Origin of the sequence: Cellulomonas sp., assembly GCF_015234515.1 — a bacterium.
GTDB lineage: Bacteria > Actinomycetota > Actinomycetes > Actinomycetales > Cellulomonadaceae > Cellulomonas.
In genome coordinates this window covers 1-22,538 of sequence record NZ_JADGMY010000019.1, presented here as the reverse complement: position 1 = coordinate 22,538, position 22,538 = coordinate 1, and the positions used below count along the sequence as shown (strand labels likewise).

20 protein-coding genes are annotated in these 22,538 nt (G+C 72.0%); 9 read left to right on the top strand and 11 right to left on the bottom strand.

Features of this window, described 5'->3' with window-relative positions; translation table 11 throughout:
• On the top strand, nt 1-1,593 hold a 1,593-nt coding region (locus IR158_RS07985), incomplete at its 5' end, for a cbb3-type cytochrome c oxidase subunit I (protein WP_291811753.1).
• Nucleotides 1,590-1,988: a cytochrome c oxidase subunit 4 gene (locus tag IR158_RS07980; RefSeq protein ID WP_291811750.1), complete on the top strand. Its 399-nt coding sequence runs from the start codon at nt 1,590-1,592 to the stop codon at nt 1,986-1,988. The genes IR158_RS07985 and IR158_RS07980, both read left to right, overlap by 4 nt.
• Nucleotides 1,989-2,139: 151 nt before the next feature.
• On the opposite strand, the gene IR158_RS07975 is transcribed toward IR158_RS07980, so the two are convergent.
• From IR158_RS07975 to IR158_RS07955, 5 genes are all read right to left on the bottom strand, one after another.
• Nucleotides 2,140-2,769, bottom strand: coding sequence for a superoxide dismutase (locus tag IR158_RS07975; protein WP_227575571.1), 630 nt, complete (start codon nt 2,767-2,769; stop codon nt 2,140-2,142).
• 122 nt (nt 2,770-2,891) lie between these two features.
• Nucleotides 2,892-4,643, bottom strand: a complete 1,752-nt coding sequence (locus tag IR158_RS07970) for a ubiquinol-cytochrome c reductase cytochrome b subunit (RefSeq protein ID WP_291811746.1) — start codon at nt 4,641-4,643, stop codon at nt 2,892-2,894.
• Nucleotides 4,640-5,629 carry a ubiquinol-cytochrome c reductase iron-sulfur subunit gene (locus IR158_RS07965; protein WP_291811758.1) on the bottom strand — a complete coding sequence of 330 codons (990 nt, stop codon included), beginning with the start codon at nt 5,627-5,629 and terminating at the stop codon, nt 4,640-4,642. The genes IR158_RS07970 and IR158_RS07965 overlap by 4 nt, the downstream gene beginning before the upstream one ends.
• A gap of 65 nt (nt 5,630-5,694) precedes the next feature.
• On the bottom strand, nt 5,695-6,480 hold the full coding sequence (locus IR158_RS07960) for a c-type cytochrome (RefSeq protein ID WP_291811744.1): 786 nt from the start codon (nt 6,478-6,480) through the stop codon (nt 5,695-5,697).
• A 74-nt stretch (nt 6,481-6,554) separates the two neighbouring features.
• On the bottom strand, nt 6,555-7,154 hold the full coding sequence (locus tag IR158_RS07955) for a heme-copper oxidase subunit III (protein ID WP_291811741.1): 600 nt from the start codon (nt 7,152-7,154) through the stop codon (nt 6,555-6,557).
• Nucleotides 7,155-7,384: 230 nt separating this feature from the next.
• On the opposite strand from IR158_RS07955, the gene IR158_RS07950 reads away from it, so the two are divergent.
• Both IR158_RS07950 and trpD read left to right on the top strand, forming a co-directional pair.
• The gene (locus IR158_RS07950; RefSeq protein ID WP_291811739.1) at nt 7,385-7,801 is read left to right on the top strand and encodes a hypothetical protein; all 417 of its coding nucleotides are present in this window, start codon (nt 7,385-7,387) and stop codon (nt 7,799-7,801) included.
• Nucleotides 7,798-8,847 (top strand): anthranilate phosphoribosyltransferase, encoded by a 1,050-nt coding sequence (gene trpD, locus IR158_RS07945; protein WP_291811736.1) that lies wholly within the window; start codon nt 7,798-7,800, stop codon nt 8,845-8,847. The genes IR158_RS07950 and trpD overlap by 4 nt, the downstream gene beginning before the upstream one ends.
• 82 nt (nt 8,848-8,929) lie before the next feature.
• On the opposite strand, the gene IR158_RS07940 is transcribed toward trpD, so the two are convergent.
• Nucleotides 8,930-9,211, bottom strand: a complete 282-nt coding sequence (locus IR158_RS07940) for an Lrp/AsnC ligand binding domain-containing protein (RefSeq protein ID WP_291811734.1) — start codon at nt 9,209-9,211, stop codon at nt 8,930-8,932.
• A gap of 7 nt (nt 9,212-9,218) precedes the next feature.
• Entirely contained in the window at nt 9,219-11,033 is a 1,815-nt protein-coding gene (locus IR158_RS07935; protein ID WP_291811732.1) for a DEDD exonuclease domain-containing protein, read from the bottom strand.
• Nucleotides 11,034-11,116: 83 nt separating this feature from the next.
• Between IR158_RS07935 and IR158_RS07930 the strand changes: the two genes are divergently transcribed.
• Entirely contained in the window at nt 11,117-12,451 is a 1,335-nt protein-coding gene (locus IR158_RS07930; RefSeq protein WP_291811729.1) for an NYN domain-containing protein, read from the top strand.
• A gap of 61 nt (nt 12,452-12,512) precedes the next feature.
• On the opposite strand, the gene IR158_RS07925 is transcribed toward IR158_RS07930, so the two are convergent.
• A complete protein-coding gene (locus tag IR158_RS07925) occupies nt 12,513-14,315 on the bottom strand; it encodes a long-chain fatty acid--CoA ligase (RefSeq protein ID WP_291811726.1) in 1,803 nt (600 codons plus the stop codon).
• A gap of 232 nt (nt 14,316-14,547) precedes the next feature.
• On the opposite strand from IR158_RS07925, the gene IR158_RS07920 reads away from it, so the two are divergent.
• Nucleotides 14,548-15,495 (top strand): ROK family glucokinase, encoded by a 948-nt coding sequence (locus IR158_RS07920; protein WP_291811723.1) that lies wholly within the window; start codon nt 14,548-14,550, stop codon nt 15,493-15,495.
• 27 nt (nt 15,496-15,522) lie between these two features.
• Here the strand turns inward: IR158_RS07920 and IR158_RS07915 are convergent, their stop codons facing one another.
• A complete protein-coding gene (locus IR158_RS07915) occupies nt 15,523-16,101 on the bottom strand; it encodes a hypothetical protein (protein ID WP_291811720.1) in 579 nt (192 codons plus the stop codon).
• A gap of 132 nt (nt 16,102-16,233) precedes the next feature.
• Between IR158_RS07915 and IR158_RS07910 the strand changes: the two genes are divergently transcribed.
• From IR158_RS07910 to IR158_RS07900, 3 genes are all read left to right on the top strand, one after another.
• Complete coding sequence (locus IR158_RS07910) at nt 16,234-17,016, top strand: 1-acyl-sn-glycerol-3-phosphate acyltransferase (RefSeq protein ID WP_291811756.1); 783 nt, start codon at nt 16,234-16,236, stop codon at nt 17,014-17,016.
• Nucleotides 17,017-17,200: 184 nt separating this feature from the next.
• The gene (locus tag IR158_RS07905) at nt 17,201-18,421 is read left to right on the top strand and encodes a pyrophosphate--fructose-6-phosphate 1-phosphotransferase (RefSeq protein ID WP_291811717.1); all 1,221 of its coding nucleotides are present in this window, start codon (nt 17,201-17,203) and stop codon (nt 18,419-18,421) included.
• Nucleotides 18,418-19,770, top strand: a complete 1,353-nt coding sequence (locus IR158_RS07900) for a class II 3-deoxy-7-phosphoheptulonate synthase (RefSeq protein WP_291811715.1) — start codon at nt 18,418-18,420, stop codon at nt 19,768-19,770. The genes IR158_RS07905 and IR158_RS07900 overlap by 4 nt, the downstream gene beginning before the upstream one ends.
• 94 nt (nt 19,771-19,864) lie before the next feature.
• Here the strand turns inward: IR158_RS07900 and pknB are convergent, their stop codons facing one another.
• Nucleotides 19,865-21,859 carry a Stk1 family PASTA domain-containing Ser/Thr kinase gene (gene pknB, locus IR158_RS07895; protein WP_291811713.1) on the bottom strand — a complete coding sequence of 665 codons (1,995 nt, stop codon included), beginning with the start codon at nt 21,857-21,859 and terminating at the stop codon, nt 19,865-19,867.
• A 49-nt stretch (nt 21,860-21,908) separates the two neighbouring features.
• On the bottom strand, nt 21,909-22,538 hold a 630-nt coding region (locus IR158_RS07890), incomplete at its 5' end, for a lytic transglycosylase domain-containing protein (protein WP_291811710.1).

Sequence of the window (22,538 nt, the reverse complement as noted above, 5' to 3'; positions counted from 1 at the left end):
TTCACGATGCACGGCACGATCATGCTGCTGCTGTTCGCCACGCCACTGTTCGCGGGCTTCGCCAACATCATCATGCCGCTGCAGATCGGCGCGCCGGACGTCGCCTTCCCGCGGCTGAACATGTTCGCGTACTGGCTGTACCTGTTCGGCGGGCTCATCGCGGCCGCCGGCTTCCTCACGCCGCAGGGCGCGGCGTCGTTCGGCTGGTTCGCGTACGCACCGTTGTCGAACCAGATGTACTCACCAGGGCTCGGGGGAGATCTCTGGGTCTTCGGCCTGGCGCTCACCGGCTTCGGGACCATCCTGGGTGCGGTCAACTTCATCACCACGGTCGTCACGATGCGTGCGCCCGGCATGACGATGTTCCGCATGCCGATCTTCACCTGGAACATCATGGTGACGTCGCTGCTGGTGCTCATGGCGTTCCCGCCGCTGGCCGCCGCGCTGTTCGCCCTCGGTGCCGACCGGCGCCTCGGGGCCCAGGTCTTCAACCCGGACAACGGTGGCGCGCTGCTGTGGCAGCACCTGTTCTGGTTCTTCGGGCATCCCGAGGTCTACATCATCGCGCTGCCGTTCTTCGGCATCGTCACCGAGATCCTGCCCGTGTTCAGCCGCAAGCCGGTCTTCGGCTACAAGGGCCTGATCTACGCGACGATCGCGATCGCGGCGCTGTCGGTCACCGTGTGGGCGCACCACATGTACGCCACCGGTGCGGTGCTGCTGCCGTTCTTCGCCTTCATGACGATGCTCATCGCCGTACCGACCGGTGTGAAGTTCTTCAACTGGATCGGCACGATGTGGCGGGGGAAGCTGACGTTCGAGACGCCGATGCTCTGGGCCATCGGCTTCCTCGTGACCTTCCTCTTCGGTGGTCTGACCGGCGTCATCCTGTCGAGCCCCGCGCTGGACTTCCACCTCTCCGACACGTACTTCGTGGTCGCGCACTTCCACTACGTGGTGTTCGGCACCGTCGTGTTCGCGATGTTCGCCGGCTTCTACTTCTGGTGGCCCAAGTTCACCGGTCGCATGCTCGACGAGCGACTCGGCAAGATCCACTTCTGGCTGCTGTTCGTGGGCTTCCACATGACGTTCCTCATCCAGCACTGGCTCGGTGTGGTCGGGATGCCGCGTCGGTACGCCGACTACTCCCCGGCGGACGGCTTCACGTGGATGAACCAGGTCTCGACCGTGGGATCCGCGATCCTTGCCGCGTCCACGCTGCCGTTCCTCTGGAACGTCTACGTCACCTGGCGCAACGCACCCAAGGTCACGGTCGACGACCCGTGGGGCTACGGCGGGTCGCTGGAGTGGGCGACGAGCTGCCCCCCGCCGCGCCACAACTTCACGTCCCTGCCGCGGATCCGTTCCGAGCGTCCGGCGTTCGACCTCCACCACCCGGAGGTCGCTGCGATGGACCACGTCGCGCCCGACGACCCGGGACCGCTGGACTGGGCCCCGCAGCAGACCGGTGAGCGGGAGCTCGCGGAGGAGCGCGTCGCCCGGGGGACCGGCGAGGAGAGCGAGTCCTCGGCGAACGTGGTCGAGTCCGACGTCGAGGACGTGCGCGAGCGGCGCGAGGGGGACGACCGATGAAGATCGAGGCGAAGCTCTTCCTCTACGGCATCCTCTTCTTCGTCCCGGTGGGCCTGATCTACGGCCTGTGGAGCGACGGCGAGGCGGTCGGTACCGTCAGCATCCCGCTCGTCGGCGGCCTGGTGGGCATGATCGGCGGCTACTTCGCGCTCCTCGCGCGTCGGATCGACGCACGTCCCGAGGACGACGAGCTCGGCGAGATCGAGCAGGGTGCCGGCAACCAGGGCACGTTCAGCCCGTGGAGCTGGTGGCCGCTCGTCGTCGCGCTCGGCGCGTCGGTCGCGTTCCTGTCCCTGGCCGTCGGTTGGTGGCTCATGGTGCCCGCCGCGGTGCTCGGTGTCATCGGGCTGGTCGGCTGGATGTTCGAGTTCTCCCGCGGGCAGCACGCGCACTGACGCGGCACCCGCACGCACGACGACGGCCCGTCACCAGCAGGTGACGGGCCGTCGTCGTGTGCGAGCGACTCGACCCGGGAGGAACGCCGCAGCCGCCCGCCCCGAGGGGACGAGCGGCTGCGGTGCGGCCGCAGGAGCGGCCTGCGCGTCGTCAGGCCGACGCGACGATGAGCCCGGCCGTCTGGGTGCGCGCTCGCGTGAAGCGCTCCGAGGCGTCCGCCCAGTTGACGATGTTCCACCAGGCCTTGATGTAGTCCGCCTTGACGTTGACATAGTCGAGGTAGAAGGCGTGCTCCCACATGTCGAGCACGACGATCGGCACGAGGCCCAAGGGGTAGTTGCTCTGCTGGTCGTACAGCTGGAAGATCGCGAGCTTCTGGCCCACCGAGTCCCAGCCCAGGATCGACCAGCCGGAGCCCTGGATGCCCGCAGCGTTCGCGGCGAAGTGCTTCTGGAACCCGTCGAACGACCCGAAGTACTCGTCGATCGCGGCCGCGAGCTCACCCGTGGGCTTGTCGCCGCCGTCGGGGGAGAGGTTCTCCCAGAAGACCGAGTGGTTGACGTGCCCGCCGAGGTTGAACGCGAGGTTCTTCTCGTGCAGGTTCACCGCGGCGAAGTCGCCGGTCTCGCGCGCTGCAGCGAGCTTCTCGAGCGCCGTGTTGGCGCCCGTGACGTACGCGGCGTGGTGCTTGTCGTGGTGCAGCTCCATGATCCTGCCGGAGATGTGCGGCTCGAGCGCCGCGTAGTCGTACGGCAGATCCGGGAGGGTGTAGTCAGCCATCTCGTACCTCTCCTGCGTCGGGTGGCGGGTGCGAGCACCCGCCCGGAAACGCCGTCGCGGTGCCCGGCGCATCCGGCCGGACACCGCGAACGGTCGTCTGTCAGGTCAACTCTGGCCCAGGATCAGGTGTTCCGCGTCTCGGGGCCGGTCTCATCCTCCGGGCGCAGGCGTGTGCCGCCGCCCGTCGGAGCACCCTCGGCGATGAGCTGCGCGGGCGCCTTCTCCTGGTCCGAGCCGAGCGCGTCGTGCTCACCGTGGGAGTGGGACGCCGCCAGCTCGGCGGGCGTCACGGGCTCCACGCGGTCCTCGTAGAACAGCTGCGAGAGACGCTGGCGCATGCGGTCCAGGCGGTAGCCCTTGCGGCGGACGCCGCGCGAGTCCTCCGCGGGCTCGATCTCGATCGGCCGGATCGCGTCGTGCTCGACGCGCAGCCAGCGCTCGTGAGGGTCGAGGGGCTTGTGCACCTCGATGTACTCGCCGGACGCGAACCGGACGATCTGACCCGTCTCGTGCCCGTGGAGGACGAGCTCGCGGTCCTTGCGCTGCAGACCGAGGCAGATGCGCTTCGTGATGACGAACGCCGCCCAGGGGGCCAGGAAGAACAGGAACCGGAAGACCCACGTGATGTCGTTGATCGACAGGTCGAAGTGCGTCGCGAGGAGGTCGTTCGAGCCGGCCAGCACCAGGATGAAGAAGGCGACGAGGACCGACACGCCGAAGGCCGTGCGGAAGGGCCGGTTGCGCGGCCGGTCCAGCACGTGGTGCTCCCGCTTGTCACCGGTGGCGAACGCCTCGACGAACGGGTAGGCCGCCAGCAGCGTGAACAGCACACCGGGGATCACGACGGCCGGGATCAGCACGTTGAGTGACAGCGTGTAGCCGTCCGGACCGAACAGCACGTACTCCATCTGCCCCGGCATGAGACGCAGCGATCCCTCGAGGAAGAGCATGTACCAGTCGGGTTGCGCGCCCGCCGACACGGGGGAGGGGTCGTACGGCCCGTAGTTCCAGACCGGGTTGATCGACATCGTCGCGCCCATGAGTGCGATGACGCCGAACACCACGAAGAAGTAGCCGCCGGCCTTCGCGACGTAGATCGGGAACAGCGGGTAGCCCACGACGTTCGCGTTGGTGCGGCCCGAGCCCGGGTACTGCGTGTGCTTGTGCAGCACCACGAAGAAGAGGTGCAGGGCCACCAGCGCCAGGATGAGCCCGGGCACGACGAGGATGTGCAACGTGAACAGGCGTGGGATGACGTCGTGGCCCGGGAACTCGCCGCCGAAGATGAAGTACGACAGGTAGCTGCCCAGGATCGGGATGGAGCGGACCACGCCGTCGGTGATGCGCAGGCCGTTGCCCGACAGGACGTCGTCCGGCAGCGAGTAGCCGGTGAAGCCCGCCGCGAGGCCGAGGATCATGAGGACGAACCCGACGACCCAGTTGAGCTCGCGCGGCTTGCGGAACGCACCGGTGAAGAACACGCGCATCATGTGCGTGACGATCGCGGCCATGAAGATCAGCGCGGCCCAGTGGTGGATCTGCCGCATCAGCAGACCGCCGCGGACCTCGAACGACAGGCGCAGGGTCGAGGCGAAGGCCTCGGACATCTCGACGCCGTTCAGTGCCGGCCACGGCCCCTCGTAGTGGACCTCGGTCATGCTCGGGACGAAGAACATGGTGAGGAACACGCCGGAGAGGATCAGCGTGATGAAGCTGTACAGCGCGATCTCACCCAGCAGGAACGACCAGTGGTCGGGGAAGATCTTGCGTGCGAACTCCTTGACCGCGGTCCCGATGCCGGTGCGCTGGTCGAGGTAGTCGGCGGTCGCCGCGGCGGCCTTGCTGCCGCCGCTCGGTGCGGTCGTGGTGCTCATCGCAGCCGCTCCCAGAAGCTCGGACCGATGGGCTCGTGGAAGTCGCTCTGGGCGACCAGATAGCCCTCGTCGTCGACGGTGATCGGCAGCTGGGGAAGCGGCCGCTTGGCGGGACCGAACACGACCTTGGCGCTGTCAGCGACGTCGAACGTGCTCTGGTGGCAGGGGCACAGCAGGTGGTGCGTCTGCTGCTCGTAGAGGGCCACCGGGCATCCCACGTGGGTGCAGATCTTCGAGAAGGCGACGATGCCGTCGTACGACCAGCCCTCACCCTGCTCGGACTTGATGTCCCGGGGGTCCATGCGGACCAGGAGCACCACGGCCTTGGCCTTCTCGTCCAGCGGTGCGTCGGTCTCGTCGAGCCCCTCGGGGATCACGTGCACGACCGACCCGATGGTGACGTCCGCCGCCTTGATGGGCCGGCCGGTGGGGTCGATCGTGAGCTTCTTGTTCTTCGCCCACATCGTGCGCTTGAACTTCGAGACGTTCCAGTCCTCGCCCACCTCGCCGATCAGCGGCAGCACGATGGTGAGCGGGAAGAGCGCGAGCGAGGACACGAGCGCGCCCTTGAGCACGCCGCGTCGCCCGATGCCCGAGTCCTGCGCCCCGTCCCGCAGGACCTGGACCGCCTCGGCGCGGGTCTGGTCCGTGCTGCGCTGCGCGTGACGGTCCTCGGCCTTCTCGTGGTCGTTCATGAGCGACTTGGCCCAGTGGACCGCCGCCAGGCCGATGCCGAGCAGGGCGAACGCCAGACCGAGGCCGAGCGCGAGGTTCGACGTGCGCATCGACGCGATCGTGTCACCCGGGGGGAGCGTGAAGTACGCGACGATGAAGCCGATGGTGCCGACCACCGACAGGGCGAAGAGTGCGACGACCTGCCGCTCCGCCCGCTTGTTGGCTGCCGGGTCGACGTCGGCACGCCGAGGGCGGTGCGGGCCGAAGCCCGGGTTGGGGAACTTCTCGACGGCGTCCTCGCCCTCGCGCAGGACGACGTCCGAGCCGGCGGTGTCGCCCTGCTCGTGACCGTCGTGGCCGTGGTCGGGGGTGATGCTCACGAGGACCTCGCTCCGATCCAGACTGCTGCTCCGATGAGGAGCCCCATGCCGACGACCCAGGCCCACAGGCCCTCGCTCACCGGTCCGAGGCTGCCGAGCGTGATGCCGCCGGGTGCGCCGTCGCCCTGCAGCTCGAGGAACGCGATGATGTCCCGCTTCTCGTCGGACGTCAGGTTGGCGTCGTTGAACACCGGCATGGACTGCGGCCCGGTCAGCATCGCCTCGTACACGTGCGTGGGCGTCGTCTCCCACAGGTTCGGGGCCCACTTGCCCTCCGACAGCGCACCACCGGCACCGATGGCGTTGTGGCACATCGCGCAGTTGGTGCGGAACAGGGCCATGCCGCTCGCCGGGTCGCCGAGGGCCGGGTCGACCTGCTCGGCAGTGGGGACGGCAGGTCCGGCGCCGAGCGAGGCCACGTAGGCGGCGAGCGCAGCGATCTGCTCCTCGTCGAACTGGGCGGGCTTGGCCGGTGCCTGCGGGCCGTTCATCTGCAGGGGCATGCGCCCGGTGCCGACCTGGAAGTCGACGGCCGCGGCACCGACGCCGACGAGCGACGGGATGCCTTCGCGTCCGGTCGCGTCCGGCCCGTGGCACGTCGCGCAGTTGGCCTGGAACAGCTTCTCACCGGTCTCCACCTGGTCCGCGGTCGCCGCCGTGGGGGCGGCGTCGGCGGAGGTCGGGGCCAGCACTGCGTACAGCGCGCCGGTGAGCAGCAGCGCCAGCAGGAGCAGCACGACCGGCGCACGCCGGTCGTGCCTGCGGGCTGCGAGTGCCTTCACGGATCGGTCCTCGTCTCGCGTCGGGGGTGTGCGGGTGGGGTCTGGCGCCGGCTCGCGCAGCGAGCCGGATGACGTCACTTGACCAGGTAGATGACCGCGAAGAGCGCGATCCAGACCACGTCGACGAAGTGCCAGTAGTACGAGGTGACGATCGCGGTCGTCTCCTCGTGGTGGGTGAACCGCTTGGCCGCGAACGAGCGACCGAGCAGGAAGAGGAAGGCGATGAGGCCACCGACGACGTGCAGACCGTGGAAGCCGGTCGTCAGGTAGAAGACCGAGCCGTACGGCGACGACGAGATCGTCAGCCCGTGCTCGACCAGCTCGGCGTACTCGAAGATCTGCCCGCCGATGAAGATCGCGCCCATGACGTACGTGAGCGTGATCCACTCGTTCATGCCCCAGCGCCAGAACTGGACCAGGGAGCCGGTGCGGACCGGCTGCAGCCGCTCGGCGGCCCACACGCCCATCTGGCACGTCACGGACGACAGCACCAGGATCGTCGTGTTCGCGAAGGCGAACTGCAGGTTGAGCTTGTCGGCCTGCAGCGCCCACTCCTCGGGCACGGCCGCGCGCACCGTGAAGTACATCGCGAAGAGCCCGGCGAAGAACATGAGCTCGCTGGCGAGCCACACGATCGTCCCGACCGACACTGGGTTCGGTCGGTTGACGGTCACGTGGGGGACAGGGCGCGAGGCAGCCGTTGCGGTCGACACTCGGCCATTATGGCTGACGGGAGCGCCGCATGGGTCGTTCGACCCACGCGGCGGGCCGGGGATATGTCACACCGTCACCTTCCACCGCCCCGGCAGGCGCGCGGCGCGCTCCGGAAAGTGGGAGGAGCGCCCTCGGAACGCGTCGACGTGCCAAGATGCCCCTTGCACGTCGACGACGAGTGAGGGGCACCATGAGCACCGCGAACCCGGCGGCCCGCGCGCCGCGCATCCTGCTGTACAGCGACGACGTGGACGCGCGCGACCAGGTGCGCCTGGCCGTGGGTCGGCGTCTCGGGCGCGGCGAGCCGGACATCGAGTGGATCGAGGTCGCGACCGCCGACGCCGTGATCGCCGTCGCGGACGCCCGCGGGGCGGACGTCCTCGTCCTCGACGGCGAGGCCGACAAGGTCGGCGGCCTCGGCCTGTGCCGTCAGCTCAAGGACGAGGTCTACGAGTGCCCGCCCGTGCTCGTCCTGACGGGCCGCCCGCAGGACGCGTGGCTCGCGTCGTGGTCCAACGCCGACGCCGTGGTCAGCCGCCCGCTCGACCCGGTCGTCGTGCACGCCGCCGTGACCGAGCTCGTGCACACGCTGACGGCTCGCGGATGACGGGTCCGACCACCTGGCCCGACCTGCTGATGTCGCTCGTCCGCGGCGAGCACCTCGACAGCGCTCGCGCGTCGTGGGCGATGGACCGGATCATGAGCGGCGAGGCGTCGCCGTCCCAGGTGGCGGGCTTCCTCGTGGCGCTGCGCGCCAAGGGGGAGACGGTCGACGAGCTCGCGGGCCTGGCGGACATGATGCTCGAGCACGCCCACCGGTTCGTCGTGCCCGGCAGGTCCGTCGACATCGTGGGCACGGGCGGTGACCGCCTGCACACCGTCAACATCTCGACGATGGCGTCACTCGTCGTCGCGGGCGCGGGTCTGACGGTCGTCAAGCACGGCAACCGTGCCGCGTCGTCGTCGACCGGGACGGCGGACGTGCTCGAGGAGCTCGGCATCCGCCTCGACCTGCCGATCGAGCGCGTCGCCTCGCTCGCGGCCGAGGTCGGGATCACGTTCTGCTTCGCGGGTGCCTTCCACCCCTCGATGCGTCACGCGGGTGTCACGCGCCGCGACCTGGGGATCCCCACGGCGTTCAACTTCCTGGGGCCGCTCACGAACCCGGCGCAGCCGCAGTCGAGCGCGATCGGTGTGGCGGACGCACGGATGGCCGGTCTCATGGCGGGCGTGCTCGCCGCGCGCGGTCGGTCGGCCCTGGTCTTCCGGGGTGAGGCCGACGGTCTCGACGAGGTCGCCGCCACGGGTGCGACGCGCTTCTGGGAGGTTCGCGGCGGCGAGGTACGCGAGCAGGTCGTCGAGTGGTCGAGCGTGGGCGTGCGCCCCGTGACCGTCGAGCAGCTCCGTGGTGGAGCGGCGCGGCAGAACGCCGAGGTCGTCCGCGCCCTCGTGGCAGGGGCTCCCGGACCGGTGCGCGACACCGTGGTGCTCAACGCCGGCGCCGCCCTCGCGGCGGACGGGACGCTGCCAGGCACGGCCGAGGGGACCCTGGTCGAGCGGATCCTGGCGGGCGTCGCCCACGCGGAGCGGTCGCTCGACGACGGTGCCGCGGCTGCCGTCCTCGAGCGCTGGCGGACGGCGGCCGCGGCCTGAGCCGCCGTGTTCCGCCGGGCACGTCCCGCGCGGCGGGCCGGGTCGCCCGTCCCGACCGTCGACGCGTCGGTCCTCGTCCGCCTCAGTCCTCGAGACCGAGGTCGAACGCCTCCTCGAGGTCGTGGCGGGAGTACGCGCGGAACGCGATGTACGTCTGTGTCCGCAGCACGCCCTCGAGCTTGCTGACCTTGTCGGCGATGACGTCGGCGAGCCGCTCGTGCTCCCGCACGCGCACGAGGGCGATCAGGTCGACCTCACCGGTGACCGAGTAGACCTCGCTGACCCCCTCGATCTCCGCGGCCGCGGCGGCGACCTCCGGGATGCGGGCAGCATCGCAGTCGATCAGGACGATGGCAGTGAGCATGCAGCCATCATGCCGTGCGCTGCGGCTCGACGGCGGCGGTCGTCGGCGCGTCGTCGACCAGTGGTGCGCGCGGCGCCACGAGGTCGAGCGTGACCGCGGCGGCCGCGTCCCGCACGGCCTGGGCCGAGCGGGCGGGTGAGGACCACTCGCCGTCGACCGCGACGAGTCGGACGCCGGGCTGCTCGAGCCACGCGAGGACCAGGTCGGTCTCCTCGGGGTGCGCCGCCGTCGCCGGCGGGACGGGGGCGGTGACGTGCTCGCCACCGGCCTGCAGGCTCGCCACGACGGGCATGGGGTCCGTGCGCCGGTCGACGACGGCGGTGCCCGCGAGCCGGCCGTGGCGCACCAGGACCAGCTCCCAGCCACCATCCTCGGTCCGACGTGCCGCGACGAGCTCACGGCAGGCGGCGGCGCGGGCGTGACGCTGGGCACGCCCGGCGCCCCGCACGAACGCGGTGAGCCGGTCGCGCACCACGGCCGCGTCCTCGAAGCGCTCCTGCGTCGCGAGCGTACGGATGCGCACGGCGTGGGCCTCGGCGACGTCACGGGGGTCGCCCGTCATGGCCTGCCGCACGGCGTCGGCGACCGGGGCGTACGCCGCCACGTCCTGCCCACCCACGCACGGGGCGCCGCAGCGTCCGACCTCGGCGAGGACGCACGCGTGGGCGCCCGCTGCGGGGACGGCCGGCAGGCGCCCGGTGCACTGGCGGACGGCGAACGTCGCGTGCAGCGCGTCGACGGCCTGCTGCGCGAGCGCGCGCGAGGCGAACGGTCCGATGTGCGCGGTGCCCGCGCGCACGTCGCGCACGACGGACAGCCGCGGGAACGGCTCGTCGGTCAGACGCACCCACGGCATGCGCTCGGGCGCGCGCGAGCGTCGGTTGTAGCGCGGCGCGTGCTCCGCGATGAGGCGCAGCTCGCGGACGCGGGCCTCGAGGGGCGACGCGCACACGACGGGGTCCACCCGCACGGCGAGGCGGACCATCTCCGTCATGCGCGCGCGCTTCTCGGCGGACGTGAAGTAGCTGCGGACGCGTCGCCGCAACGACGTCGTGGACACCCCGACGTACAGGACCTCCTCGCGGGGGCCGCGGAACAGGTAGACGCCGGGGGAGTCCGGCAGACCGTCCGCCAGCGTGCTCCTGCGCCGGACGTCGGCGGGCACGGGGTCCGCCGCGGTGGCGAGGTCCTCCAGGTGCGTGACCCCCAGCGGCGCGAGCCTGCCCAGCAGCGCGTGCAGGACGTCGACGGTCGCGCGCGCGTCGGCCAGGGCCCGGTGGTTCGGCGTCTCGGCCGCCCCGAACAGCGCCGCCAGGGTCGACAGCTTGTGGTTGGGAGCCTCGTCGCGCAGCACGACGCGCCGCGCGAGCCGGACCGTGTCGACGACCTGGAAGCCGGGCCAGGGGCGCTCGCAGCGGGCCGCTGCGGCGCGCAGGAAGCCGACGTCGAAGGGGGCGTTGTGCGCGACGAGCACCGCCCCGCGGGCGAACTCGAGGAAGCCGGGCAGCACCTGCGCGATCGTCGGCGCACCGATCAGCATCGAGGTCGTGATCCCGGTGAGGACCTGGATGAACGGGGGCACGGGCCCCCCGGGGTCGACGAGCGTCTGGAACTCACCCAGGACCTCGCCGCCGCGGACCTTGACGGCACCGATCTCCGTGATCGCGTCCTCGGCTGCCCGACCACCGGTCGTCTCGAGGTCGACCACCACGAACGTGACGTCGCGCAGCGGCGTCCCGAGCTCGTCGAGCCCCATCTGCACCGGCGTCGCCCCCGGTACCGCGGCCCCCTCGGAGGGACGCAGGCGACGGACGGCGGGCATGTCCCGGACGGTACCCGGCGCATCCGACAGGGCCGTGCCACCGCGCCTGCGCGTGGACGCGGGCCGGCACCTAGGCTGGCGCCATGGCAGGTCAGGAGCACGTCGCGGCGTCCGAGCCGGATCCGTCGGACGTCCCGGCCGCGTTGCGCTCGGCGCTCGTGCGCCTCGCCGCCGACGTGCTCGGTGACACCGAACCGGCCGACGTCCCGCAGTCGCTGCTCGCGGTCCGACGGTTCGCGCCGCGCCGACGTGCGACCGCCGGCGCGGCGCCGCTGTGGTCGGCCCTGCGCGAGGACAGCGCCTTCCGTGCCCGCGTCGCGCGCGTCTGGCTGCAGGCGCACGACCCGGCACCCGCTGCCGCCGGCAGCGAGCCCTCGTCCTCGACCGACGGACCCGCGGCCGGGTCCGGGGCGGGACGCCCGGTCCCCGGGGCCGCCACCGGTACCGACGCCGCGGTCGGGGCGTGGTTGCAGGGTCTGCCCTGGCAGGACCTGCTCCCGACGTCGGCGCCCGTGGCGGTCGAGGAGGTGGACACGCGGCGGCTCGCGGTCCTCGAGCGCGAGGTCGAGCGGTTGCGCACGGCACTCGGCGTCGCCCGTGAGGACGAGCGCGCCGCGCGTGACGAGCTCGCCGCTCTGCAGCGCGAGCTGCGGCGGCTGCGCTCGGACGCCGACCGTGCCCGCAGCGAGGCCCGCGCGCTGGCGGCGGCGGCGGAGCTCGACGCGCGTCGGGCGGCCGCCGACCTCCAGGCGGCGGTGGACGAGCGCGCACAGGCGGCCGCCGACCTGCGGGCGGCCGCCGCGGAGCGGTCGTCCGCGCGTGAGGAGGTGCGGACCGGGCACCGGCTGGCCGAGTCCCGGCTCCGGTTGCTGCTCGACACGGTGGTGGACGCCGCATCCGGGCTGCGCGCCGAGCTCGCTCTGCCACCCGTGCGCGACCTGCCGGCGGACCTGGTGGCGCCCGGCGTCGACGGACCGCGCGAGCGGCCGACCTCGCGCGGGCGGTCGGTCGAGGACCCGGCGCTGCTCGACGACCTGCTGCGGCTGCCGCGTGCTCATCTCCTGGTGGACGGCTACAACGTGTCGAAGACGGGCTGGCCGCACACGACGCTCGCCGACCAGCGCCGTCTGCTCGTCGACGGCATGGCGGCGCTGGCCGCGCAGACGGGGGCCGAGGTCACCTGCTGCTTCGACGGCCAGGCCGGGCACCGTGCAGCGCCACCGGTGCGCGGAGTGCGGGTGCTGTTCACGGCGGGGGAGACGGCCGACGACCTGCTGCGGCAGCTCGTCGCGGCAGAGCCGCCGGGCCGGGTGCTCGTGGTGGCGACGTCCGACCGGGAGGTCGTCGACGACGTCGAGCGTGCGGGTGCCTGGGCGGTGCCGTCGGCGACCCTCGTGGAGCGGTTGCGTCGCCACTGACGGCACGACCCGCGCCACCGGCGGTCACCGGGTGCGCGGGTCGTGCCGTCAGCGGGCCGGGTCAGCGCTCGCCCTCGGCGTACAGCGCGTCGACCTCGGCCGCGAAGTCCTTGAGCACCTCGGACCGCCGCACGCTCAACTTCGGCGTGAGGTATCCGTCGGCGATCGTCAGGTCGCGGTCCAGGATCCGGTAGCGGCGGATGGACTCGGCGCGCGAGACCGCCTTGTTCGTGCGCTCGACGGCCTTGTCGAGCGACGCGAGCACGTCGGGGTCCTTCGCCGCCTCCTCGATCGACATCGGGGGCTTGCCGTGCGCCGTGAGCCACCCCGGGACGCCCTCGGGGTCCAGCGTGACCAGGGCTCCGATGAAGGGGCGCTGGTCCCCGACGACGACGACCTGGCTCACCAGCGGGTGGCCGCGCAACCGGTCCTCGAGCACGCTCGGCGCGACGTTCTTGCCGCCCGCGGTGACGATGATCTCCTTCTTGCGGCCGGTGATGCGCAGGAAGCCGTCCTCGTCGATGGTGCCGAGGTCACCGGTGCGGAACCAGCCGTCCCGCATCGACTCCGCCGTGGCCTCCGGGTTGTCGTGGTACCCGCGGAACACCTGGATGCCCTTGATCTCGATCTCGCCGTCCGCGGCGAGGCGCAGGGACGTGCCGGGCAGCGCGGGGCCGACCGTCCCGATCTTGGTCTTCTCGGGCAGGTTGACCGTGGCCGGGGCCGTCGTCTCCGTCAGCCCGTACCCCTCGAGCACCTTGAGACCGACGCCGCGGTAGAAGTGCCCCAGCCGCTCGCCCAGGGGTGCGCCACCCGAGATGGCCCACTCGACCTGGCCACCGAGCACCTTGCGCAGCTTGGAGAGCACCAGGACGTCGGCGACCTTGTGCTGCAGACGCAGCCACGGGCTCGGCCCGCGCGGGGTGTCCAGCGCGCGTGAGTAGACGATCGAGGTCTTCGCGGCCCGCTGGAAGATCGCGCCCTTGCCGCCTGCGGCGGCCTTCTGCTCGGCGGAGTTGTAGACCTTCTCGAAGACGCGCGGCACGGACAGGATGTACGTCGGGCGGAACGTCCCGATGCCCTCGATGAGCGTCTTGGTGTCCGGCCAGTGGCCCAGGACCGAGCCGGCGGGGATGGTCAGCACGTGCACGAAGCGCGCGAACACGTGGGCCAGCGGCATGAAGAGCATCGTCCTCGCGCCGGGCGTGGAGACCACGACGTCGAGCTTCTCGACGGCGTTGATCGTCAGGGCCGAGAAGTTGCCGTGCGTCAGCTCGACGCCCTTCGGCCGCCCCGTGGTGCCCGACGTGTAGATGACGGTGGCGAGGTCGTCGCGCGCGGCGAGCCCCCTGCGCCGTGCCACCTCCGCCTCGTCGACGTCGGCGCCGGCGGTCACGAGGTCGTCGACGGCCCCCGCGTCGATGACCAGGACGTCGCGCAGCGTCGGCACCTGGTCGCGCACCTCGGCGACGACGTCCGCGTGCGCGGGCGTCTCGACGAACAGCAGGCTGACGTCGGCGTCGGTGAGGATCCACGCGACCTGCTCGGCCGACGAGGTCTCGTAGAGCGGCACCGGGACGGCCCCGACGGCCCACGTCGCCCAGTCCAGGAGCGACCACTCGTACCGGGTGCGGGACATGATGCCGACGCGGTCTCCGGGCTGCACGCCCTTCGCGACGAGTCCACGTGCGACGTCGACGATCGCCGTGTCGTACTCCCGGGCAGTCATCGGCAGCCACTGCCCGTCGACGTGACGCTCGACGAGGACGCGGTCCGGTGTGCTGCGGACGCGGGAGGCGAGCAGGTCGTTGAGGTTCTCGGAGGGATCGACCTCGACGAGGAGAGGGCTGTGGGACTCGTCCATGCTGACTCCAGTGGCAGGGGGGCGAAGGTGCCATGAGGATACGGGACGTCGGTCCCTGGTCAGGGGGCGCCGTTCGGGTGGAGTCGCAGGCCACCGGCGCACCGGGCCGTCTGCGGGGCCGACGCGGCGCGACCGGCGCCGGTGGACGCGCTCCCGCAGCGTCGGCCGTGCCGCTAGCGTGGAGGCGCTGCGCGACGGACGCGGGGCGGCGAGGGCAGGAGCGGACCAGGACATGCATGCCATCGGTGTCGACATCGGCGGGACCAAGATCGCGGCCGGCGTCGTGGACGACGACGGCGCGATCCTCGCGCAGACCCGACGGGACACCGATCCCGACGACGTCGCGAGCATCGACGCCGCGATCGCGGACGTCTACCGCGAGCTCAGCGCGTCCTACGAGGTGCGCGAGCTGGGGCTCGCCGCCGCGGGGTTCGTGGCCTCGGACCGCGCACGCGTGCTCTTCGCGCCGAACATCGCCTGGCGCGAGTACCCGCTGCGCGACAACGTCGCCGCGCTCATCGCCGACCCCGGCGTGCGGATCGTCGTCGAGAACGACGCGAACGCCGCCGGCTGGGCGGAGTTCCGGTTCGGTGTCGGACGGGACGTCGAGGACATGGTGATGCTGACGCTCGGCACGGGCCTCGGCGGGGCGATCGTCAGCGGCGGCCGTCTGACGCGCGGCGCCTGGGGCGTCGCCGCCGAGATCGGTCACATGCGCGTCGTCCCCGGCGGGCACTACTGCGGCTGCGGGCACGAGGGCTGCTGGGAGCAGTACGTGTCCGGCTCGGCCCTCGTGCGTGACGCGCAGGCCGCCGCGATCACCCAGCCCGCCCGTGCCTCCGGCTTGGTGGCGCTCGCGGGTGGCCGCCCGGAGGCGATCACGGGGCCGCTCGTCACGCGCGCGGCCCAGGACGGCGACCCCCTCGCGGTCGAGCTGCTGGCCGAGGTGGGGCGCTGGGTGGGCGAGGGTGCCGCGAGCGTCGCAGCGCTCCTCGACCCCGAGGTCTTCGTCATCGGCGGCGGGGTCAGTGCAGCGGGCGACCTGGTGCTCGTGCCGGCGCGCAAGGCGTTCGACGAGCAGCTGTCGGGGCGGGGTCACCGCCCCGAGGCGGCGATCGTCGTCGCCGACATGGGCAACGACGCCGGCATGGTCGGCGCGGCGGACCTGGCGCGGATCTGACGGACCCGTTCCGTCGGCCGGTCGTCGTCAGACGACGGCGCCGTCGCCGTCCGACGGCTCCCGATGCTGTGGCATCCGCCACACCAGGACGCCGACCGCGACGACGAACAGCACCGCGGCCGCCCGGACGAGGAGCGTCGGGGCGTCGCGCCACACGGTGACGACCACGAGCAGGAAGAGCGGGACGCCGGCCGCGGCACCCCAGGCGAGGGTCAGCAGAGGATCGCTGCTCGTCACGGGGCCGGGGTCCTGGGGGACGAAGTGCTCGAGGTCGTCGACCTCGGCCTCTGCGGCGTCGTACTGCGTGGTGCCGTCCCAGTCCCGGCCCACCGCCGGTGCGACCGGTGCGGGCGACACGCCCGGAAGGTGGTCGTCCTCGTCCTGGAGCTCGGACAGGATCTGCCGGACGGCGGGATCGGTTCCCCCGTCGACGTCGGAGAGCCGCTCGACGATCGAGGCCCAGACCTCGTCCTCCCCGGGCGGCGGTGGGACGGCCGGGCGGGAGGGTGTCGTGCCGTCCTCGTCGGGGCGCGCGGACGGCCCGGGCGGCTGCTGCGCGCCGGTGAAGTCGTCGGCATCGGCGTCGTCGTCGGGACGTGCGTCCATGGGAGCACTCTAGAGTCGGACCCGACGTACCGACCCGTCGTGGTCGGTGGCAGGTCCGTGGGACCGTCCGGCGCCGCGGGCGACGGCGGCGCGGCGGACGTCGAGCGAGGAGACACGTTGTTCTACTGGTTGATGAAGCGGGTGTTCGTCGGGCCCCTGCTGCGCGTGGTCTACCGGCCGTGGGTGCGTGGTGCGGAGCACGTCCCCGCCGAGGGCGGGGCGATCCTCGCGAGCAACCACCTGGCCGTCATCGACTCCTTCTTCCTGCCGCTCGTGCTCGACCGCGAGATCGTCTTCATCGGCAAGCAGGAGTACTTCACGGGGGCCGGTCTCAAAGGCCGGGTGACGGCCGGCTTCATGCGCGGCGTCGGCACCATCCCCGTCGACCGTGGCGGCGGCAAGGCGGGTGAGGCCGCTCTGCGGACGGGTCTGCGCAGGCTCGCGGAGGGCGGGCTGTTCGGGATCTACCCGGAGGGCACCCGCAGCCCCGACGGCCGGCTCTACCGCGGCAAGACGGGCGTGGCACGGCTCGCGCTCGAGTCCGGGGCGCCCGTGGTCCCCGTCGCCATGGTCGGCACCGACGTGGCGCAGCCGCTCGGGCGCCGCATCCCCAAGGTCATGCGCATCGGCGTGGTCATCGGCGAGCCGCTGGACTTCTCGCGCTACCGCGGGATGGAGAACGACCGCTTCATCCTGCGCTCGGTGACGGACGAGATCATGTACGCGATCATGAGCCTGTCGGGCCAGGAGTACGTCGACGTGTACGCCGCCACGCAGAAGGCGCGCATCGCGACGGGCCACCAGCAGCCCGACGACGGCACGGGCCAGATGCCCGCCGCGCCCGGAGGCAGGCCGGTGCCCGATGTCCAGGTTCCGGTCCCGCCGCAGGACGAGGCTCCGCCGTCAGTAGGATGATCCCGACCCGGACGTGTGCCGGGCCTGTGCGCGTGCCCGGTGGGCGCGTGCCCGTCGTCCCACGCGCGCCGGCTCGACCCGGACCTCGGTCCCGGTCGTGCCCCGCGCGCGAGCACCACCCTGGGCCGGTCGGGTACGTCCTGCACCCGCGCCGTCCGTGCTGTGCCAACGAGAGGTGTGTCCCATGTCGGTCCGTCGCGTCGCCCTTCTGACCGCCGGCGGTTTCGCTCCCTGCCTGTCCTCCGCCGTCGGTGGGCTGATCGAGCGCTACACGGAGATCGCTCCCGAGATCGAGATCATCGCGTACCAGCACGGCTACCACGGCCTGCTGCGGGGCGACAGCGTGACGATCACGCCCGAGGTCCGTGCCAAGGCGGGCGTGCTGCACCGGTTCGGCGGCTCGCCGATCGGCAACTCCCGGGTCAAGCTCACCAACGCGAAGGACTGCGTCAAGCGCGGTCTGGTGGCCGAGGGCCAGGACCCGCTGCACGTCGCGGCCGAGCAGCTCAAGGCGGACGGCGTCGACGTGCTGCACACGATCGGCGGTGACGACACGAACACGACCGCGGCCGACCTCGCGGCGTACCTGCACGACAACGGCTACGAGCTCACCGTCGTCGGCCTGCCCAAGACGATCGACAACGACGTCGTGCCGATCCGCCAGTCCCTCGGCGCGTGGACCGCTGCCGAGGAGGCCGCCGGGTTCGCGCGCCACATCATCGGCGAGCACCGCTCGGGCCCGCGGATGCTGATCGTGCACGAGGTCATGGGCCGGCACTGCGGGTGGCTGACGGCCGCGGCCGCCGCCGAGTACCGCAAGTGGCTCGACACGCAGGAGTGGGTCCCGGGGATCGGCCTGTCGCGCGAGCGGTGGGACATCCACGCGGTGTTCCTGCCCGAGCTCGCGCTGGACATCGACGCCGAGGCGACGCGCCTCAAGGGCGTCATGGACGAGCTCGGCAACGTCAACATCTTCCTCTCGGAGGGTGCCGGCATGCACGAGATCGTCGAGCAGCTCGAGGCAGCGGGCACGCCCCCGGAGCGGGACCCGTTCGGCCACGTCAAGCTCGACACCATCAACCCGGGCCAGTGGTTCGCCAAGCAGTTCGCCGAGAAGCTCGGCGCCGAGAAGGTCATGGTCCAGAAGTCGGGCTACTACTCGCGCGCCGCCGCGGCGAACGCCGAGGACCTGCGGCTCATCAAGTCGATGACCGACCTGGCCGTCGAGTGCGCTCTGCGCGCCGAGTCCGGTGTCATCGGTCACGACGAGGAGCAGGGCGACCGGCTGCGCGCGATCGAGTTCCCGCGCATCGCGGGCGGCAAGGCGTTCGACGTCTCGCAGGAGTGGTTCGGCGAGCTGCTGTCGGACATCGGGCAGCCCCTCGTCCCGGCGAGCCACTCATGAGCGTCGAGCCGGACCCGCAGGTCCTCGCAGGGCTCGACGTCTGGGAGACGCTGCCCGTCGGTCAGCAGCCGCAGTGGCCCGACGCCGGCGCGGTCCGGCGGGTGCGCGACCGGCTCGCGAGCCTGCCACCGCTCGTCTTCGCCGGTGAGGCGGACGCGCTGCGCGCGCAGCTCGCGGCGGCGTCGCGGGGCGAGGCGTTCGTCCTGCAGGGCGGGGACTGCGCCGAGACGTTCGCCGAGGCGACGGCCGACAACATCCGCAACAAGATCAAGACCATCCTGCAGATGGCGGTCGTGCTCACCTACGGCGCGAGCCTGCCCGTCGTGAAGATGGGCCGGATGGCCGGCCAGTACGCGAAGCCGCGGTCCTCGGACGTCGAGACCCGTGACGGCGTCACGCTCCCGGCGTTCCGCGGTGACATCATCAACGGCTTCGAGTTCACCGCCGACGCGCGGACGCCGGACCCGGACCGGTTGCTCGAGGCGTACCACACGTCCGCGTCGACGCTGAACCTCATCCGGGCGTTCACGACCGGCGGGTTCGCCTCGCTGCTGCGCGTGCACGAGTGGAACCGGGGCTTCACCGCGAACCCGGCCTACTCGCGCTACGAGCAGCTCGCGGCGGAGATCGACCGCGCGATCCGCTTCATGGCGGCGTGCGGTGCGGACGTCGACGCGCTGCGTGCGGTGGACTTCTACTCCGCGCACGAGGGGCTGCTGCTGGACTACGAGCGTCCCCTCACCCGGATCGACTCGCGGTCGGGCCTGCCGTACGACTGCTCGGCCCACTTCCTGTGGATCGGCGAGCGGACGCGTCAGCTCGACTCCGCGCACGTCGACTTCTTCTCCCGCGTGCAGAACCCGCTCGGCGTCAAGCTCGGCCCCACCACGACGGGCGACGACGCGATCGCCCTGATGGACCGGCTGAACCCGACGGGGGAGCCGGGCCGACTGACCTTCGTCACGCGCATGGGCGCCGGCAAGGTCCGCGACCTCCTGCCCGCGCTCGTCGAGAAGGTCACGGCCGACGGTCGGCCGGTGACGTGGGTGTGCGACCCGATGCACGGCAACGGCATCACGTCCGCCAGCGGGTACAAGACCCGTCGGTTCACGGACGTGATGGACGAGGTCGCCGGGTTCTTCGAGGTGCACCGCGCGCTGGGCACCGTGCCCGGAGGGCTGCACGTGGAGCTCACGGGCGACGACGTCACCGAGGTCCTCGGCGGCACCGAGGAGATCGACGACGACGGGCTGGCGCGCCGGTACGAGACGCTGGTCGACCCGCGTCTGAACCACCAGCAGTCGCTCGAGATGGCCTTCCAGGTCGTGGAGCTGCTGCGCCGCGCCTGACGGGATGCGCATCGGAGCCCCGGGCCGCGTCTGCGGACCGGGGCTCCGGCGTGCTGCAGCAGTCCGCGTGGGCGTCCCCGCCGACGTCCAGTGGTCAGACGACTGTGAGCGTGATGGTCGCACCCTTGGGCGCCGTCTGGCCGCCGTCGACGCTTTGGTCGACCACGCGTCCGATGAGGCCGCCCCACGAGTTCTTGCGATCCACCTTGAAACCGAGCTCCTCGAGCTGCTTCTTGGCCGTTTCGAAGTCGACCTGGACGACGTTCGGGACGGCGACCGGTTCCGGACCCTTCGACACGGTCACCGTGACCACGTCGGTGCGGTGCGCGGTCTCGCCCGCCGGCGGGGTCTGGTCGATGATGTGCCCGGCGGGAACGGTGTCGTGGAACGCCTCGGTGGGCTCGACGGTGAGCGCGTCCTGGGCCAGCTGGTCCTGCGCCTCCTCGACGGTGATGCCGACGACGGACGTGACCGTGACAGGTGCAGGGCCGTCGGACAGCACGAGCGTCACCGTGGTCCCGCGCTTCGTGGTGCCGCCGGCCTCGGCCGCGGAGCCGTCGGGGAGCGTGGCGCGCAGCACCTGCCCCTTCGGCGCCTCGTCGTGGTGTTCCGGCGGACCGTACGCGACCACGAGGTCGGCGTCCTGGAGGGCCTTGTCGGCGTCGGCCTGCATCGCCCCCACGACCCCGTCGGGGACCGTCACCAGGTCGGGGCCCTTCGAGACGGTGTAGGTGACCGTCCCGTCCTTGCGCACGGGCTCCCCGGGGCCGGGGTCGGTCGACACGACCGAGCCTGCCGGGACCTGGTCGTGGAAGGCCTCGGCCCTCGTGGTCCCCAGCCCGGCGTCGGCGAGGGCGTCGACGGCGTCCTCCTCGAGTGCGTCGACGACGTCCGGCACGTTCGTGTACGCACCGGGACCCACGTCGAGGAACCACCACGTGCCGCCGCCCAGCAGCGCGAGCACCGCCACGAGGGCGACGACCAGGGGCCAGCGTCGGCGCGGCGGTCGAGGTGCCTCACCCGGGGGCGCCTCGACCACGCCGAGACCGATCGGCAGCGCGACCGTGCCTCCGCGCGCGTGGTCACCGACGGGGACGCGTGCGGTGAGTGCCGGGTCGTCCGTACCCAGGTCGTCGGCGTCGGGCTCGACGGGCAGGTCCGTCCCGGACGGATCGGTGGCGGACGGCAGGGCGAGCGTCGGGGCGACGTCGGCGCGTCGGTCGAGCGTGACGCCGTCGAGCGCGAGGCGCGTGCGTCGGACGAGCAGCAGCGCGGAGGCGGCGTCGACCGGGCGGTCCTCCGGGCTGTGGGCGGCCAGCGCGCCCACGAGCTCGTCGATCTCCGAGGGCAACCAGTCGATGGTCGTCGACGGGGCCGGGATCTCGGAGCTCACGTGCTGGAAGGCCACCTGGATCGCGGTCTCACCGGTGAACGGCTGCCGACCCGTCAGCATCTCGAAGAGCATGACACCGACGGCGTACACGTCGGTGCGGGCGTCGCTGGCGCCGCGCTGCACGAGCTCGGGCGCCAGGTACGCGACCGTGCCGAGCACCGTGCCCGTCGTCGTCGAGGTGACCTCGGTGACCGCGCGCGCGAGTCCGAAGTCCGCGACCCGCACCCGGTCGTCGGACGCGATGAGGACGTTCTCCGGCTTGACGTCGCGGTGCACGAGCCCCGCACGGTGGGCGGCCGCCAGTGCGTCGAGGACGCTCTCGGTGACCCGCAGGGCCTCACCGACGCGCAGGGCGCCCTGCTCGGCGATCTGGCGGCGCAGGTTGGTCCCGTCGACGTACTCCATCGTCAGGTAGCTGGTCTCGCCGTCGACGCCCTGGTCGAAGACCCCGACGAGCCCGGGGTGCGTCAGCCGGGCCGCGCTGCGCGCCTCGCGGCGGAAGCGTGCGACGAAGGCGTTCCCGGACGCGCCCTCGGCGAGGTGCGGGTGCATGACCTTGAGCGCGACCTCACGGTCCAGGCGACGGTCGACGGCCAGGTACACCGTCGCCATCCCGCCGCGTGCGATGCGCGAGACGACCTCGTACCGGCCGTCGACCAGGCGGCCGACGAGCGGATCTGTGACGGTGGCTCCCACGCGCGGCAGTCTACGGTCGACGGGCGTGAGATCCGGGGAGCCGCGCGCGTCAGCGGAAGCGCGTCATGAGGGTCTGGACGTTGGCGACGTAGCGACGGGTGTCGTCGTACATGCCGTTGCGCTTCACCGACGAGGCGCCCTGGTAGTACGACGCGATCGCGGTCGGGAGGTCGGGGGAGGTCCGCACCAGCGAGCGCAGGATCGCGACGCCCGCGACGACGTTGTCGTCCGGCGAGAGCAGGTCGAGCTGCCGGCCGACGAGCTGCGACGCCCACTCGCCCGACGAGGGGATCACCTGCATCGTGCCGATCGCGTTCGCCGGCGAGACCGCCGTCTGGTCGAAGCCCGACTCCTGGTGGGCCACGGCCTGCGCCAGCGCGGCGTCCACGCCCATCGCCCGCGCGGTCGCCGCGACCTTCGCCTGCATGTCGCGGCGGGACGGCACGCCGGACGCCAGCAGGGTCGCCTTGTTCTGGTTCGCGGCACCGACGACGTCCGAGGAGTAGGTGCGGCCGGCGAACGTGTTGCCCACCAGCTGCTTCGTCGGCGTCGCCGCGGCGGCCCCCGGCACGGTGAGCCTCTGGCCTGCGCGGATGGTCGCGCGTGCGTCCAGGCCGTTGGCGGCCACGACGGCGGCGACGGTGGTGCCGTGGCGCGACGCGACCGCCGAGACGGTGTC

Coding starts and splice junctions, on each gene's coding strand:
- IR158_RS07940 (WP_291811734.1), bottom strand. CDS start 9,211: ATGCTCACTGCCATCGTCCTGATCGACTGCGATGCTGCCCGCATCCCG.
- IR158_RS07975 (WP_227575571.1), bottom strand. CDS start 2,769: ATGGCTGACTACACCCTCCCGGATCTGCCGTACGACTACGCGGCGCTC.
- trpD (WP_291811736.1), top strand. CDS start 7,798: ATGACGGGTCCGACCACCTGGCCCGACCTGCTGATGTCGCTCGTCCGC.
- IR158_RS07915 (WP_291811720.1), bottom strand. CDS start 16,101: ATGGACGCACGTCCCGACGACGACGCCGATGCCGACGACTTCACCGGC.
- IR158_RS07905 (WP_291811717.1), top strand. CDS start 17,201: ATGTCGGTCCGTCGCGTCGCCCTTCTGACCGCCGGCGGTTTCGCTCCC.
- IR158_RS07925 (WP_291811726.1), bottom strand. CDS start 14,315: ATGGACGAGTCCCACAGCCCTCTCCTCGTCGAGGTCGATCCCTCCGAG.
- IR158_RS07980 (WP_291811750.1), top strand. CDS start 1,590: ATGAAGATCGAGGCGAAGCTCTTCCTCTACGGCATCCTCTTCTTCGTC.
- IR158_RS07920 (WP_291811723.1), top strand. CDS start 14,548: ATGCATGCCATCGGTGTCGACATCGGCGGGACCAAGATCGCGGCCGGC.
- IR158_RS07935 (WP_291811732.1), bottom strand. CDS start 11,033: ATGCCCGCCGTCCGTCGCCTGCGTCCCTCCGAGGGGGCCGCGGTACCG.
- IR158_RS07910 (WP_291811756.1), top strand. CDS start 16,234: ATGAAGCGGGTGTTCGTCGGGCCCCTGCTGCGCGTGGTCTACCGGCCG.
- IR158_RS07900 (WP_291811715.1), top strand. CDS start 18,418: ATGAGCGTCGAGCCGGACCCGCAGGTCCTCGCAGGGCTCGACGTCTGG.
- IR158_RS07950 (WP_291811739.1), top strand. CDS start 7,385: ATGAGCACCGCGAACCCGGCGGCCCGCGCGCCGCGCATCCTGCTGTAC.
- IR158_RS07970 (WP_291811746.1), bottom strand. CDS start 4,643: ATGAGCACCACGACCGCACCGAGCGGCGGCAGCAAGGCCGCCGCGGCG.
- IR158_RS07930 (WP_291811729.1), top strand. CDS start 11,117: ATGGCAGGTCAGGAGCACGTCGCGGCGTCCGAGCCGGATCCGTCGGAC.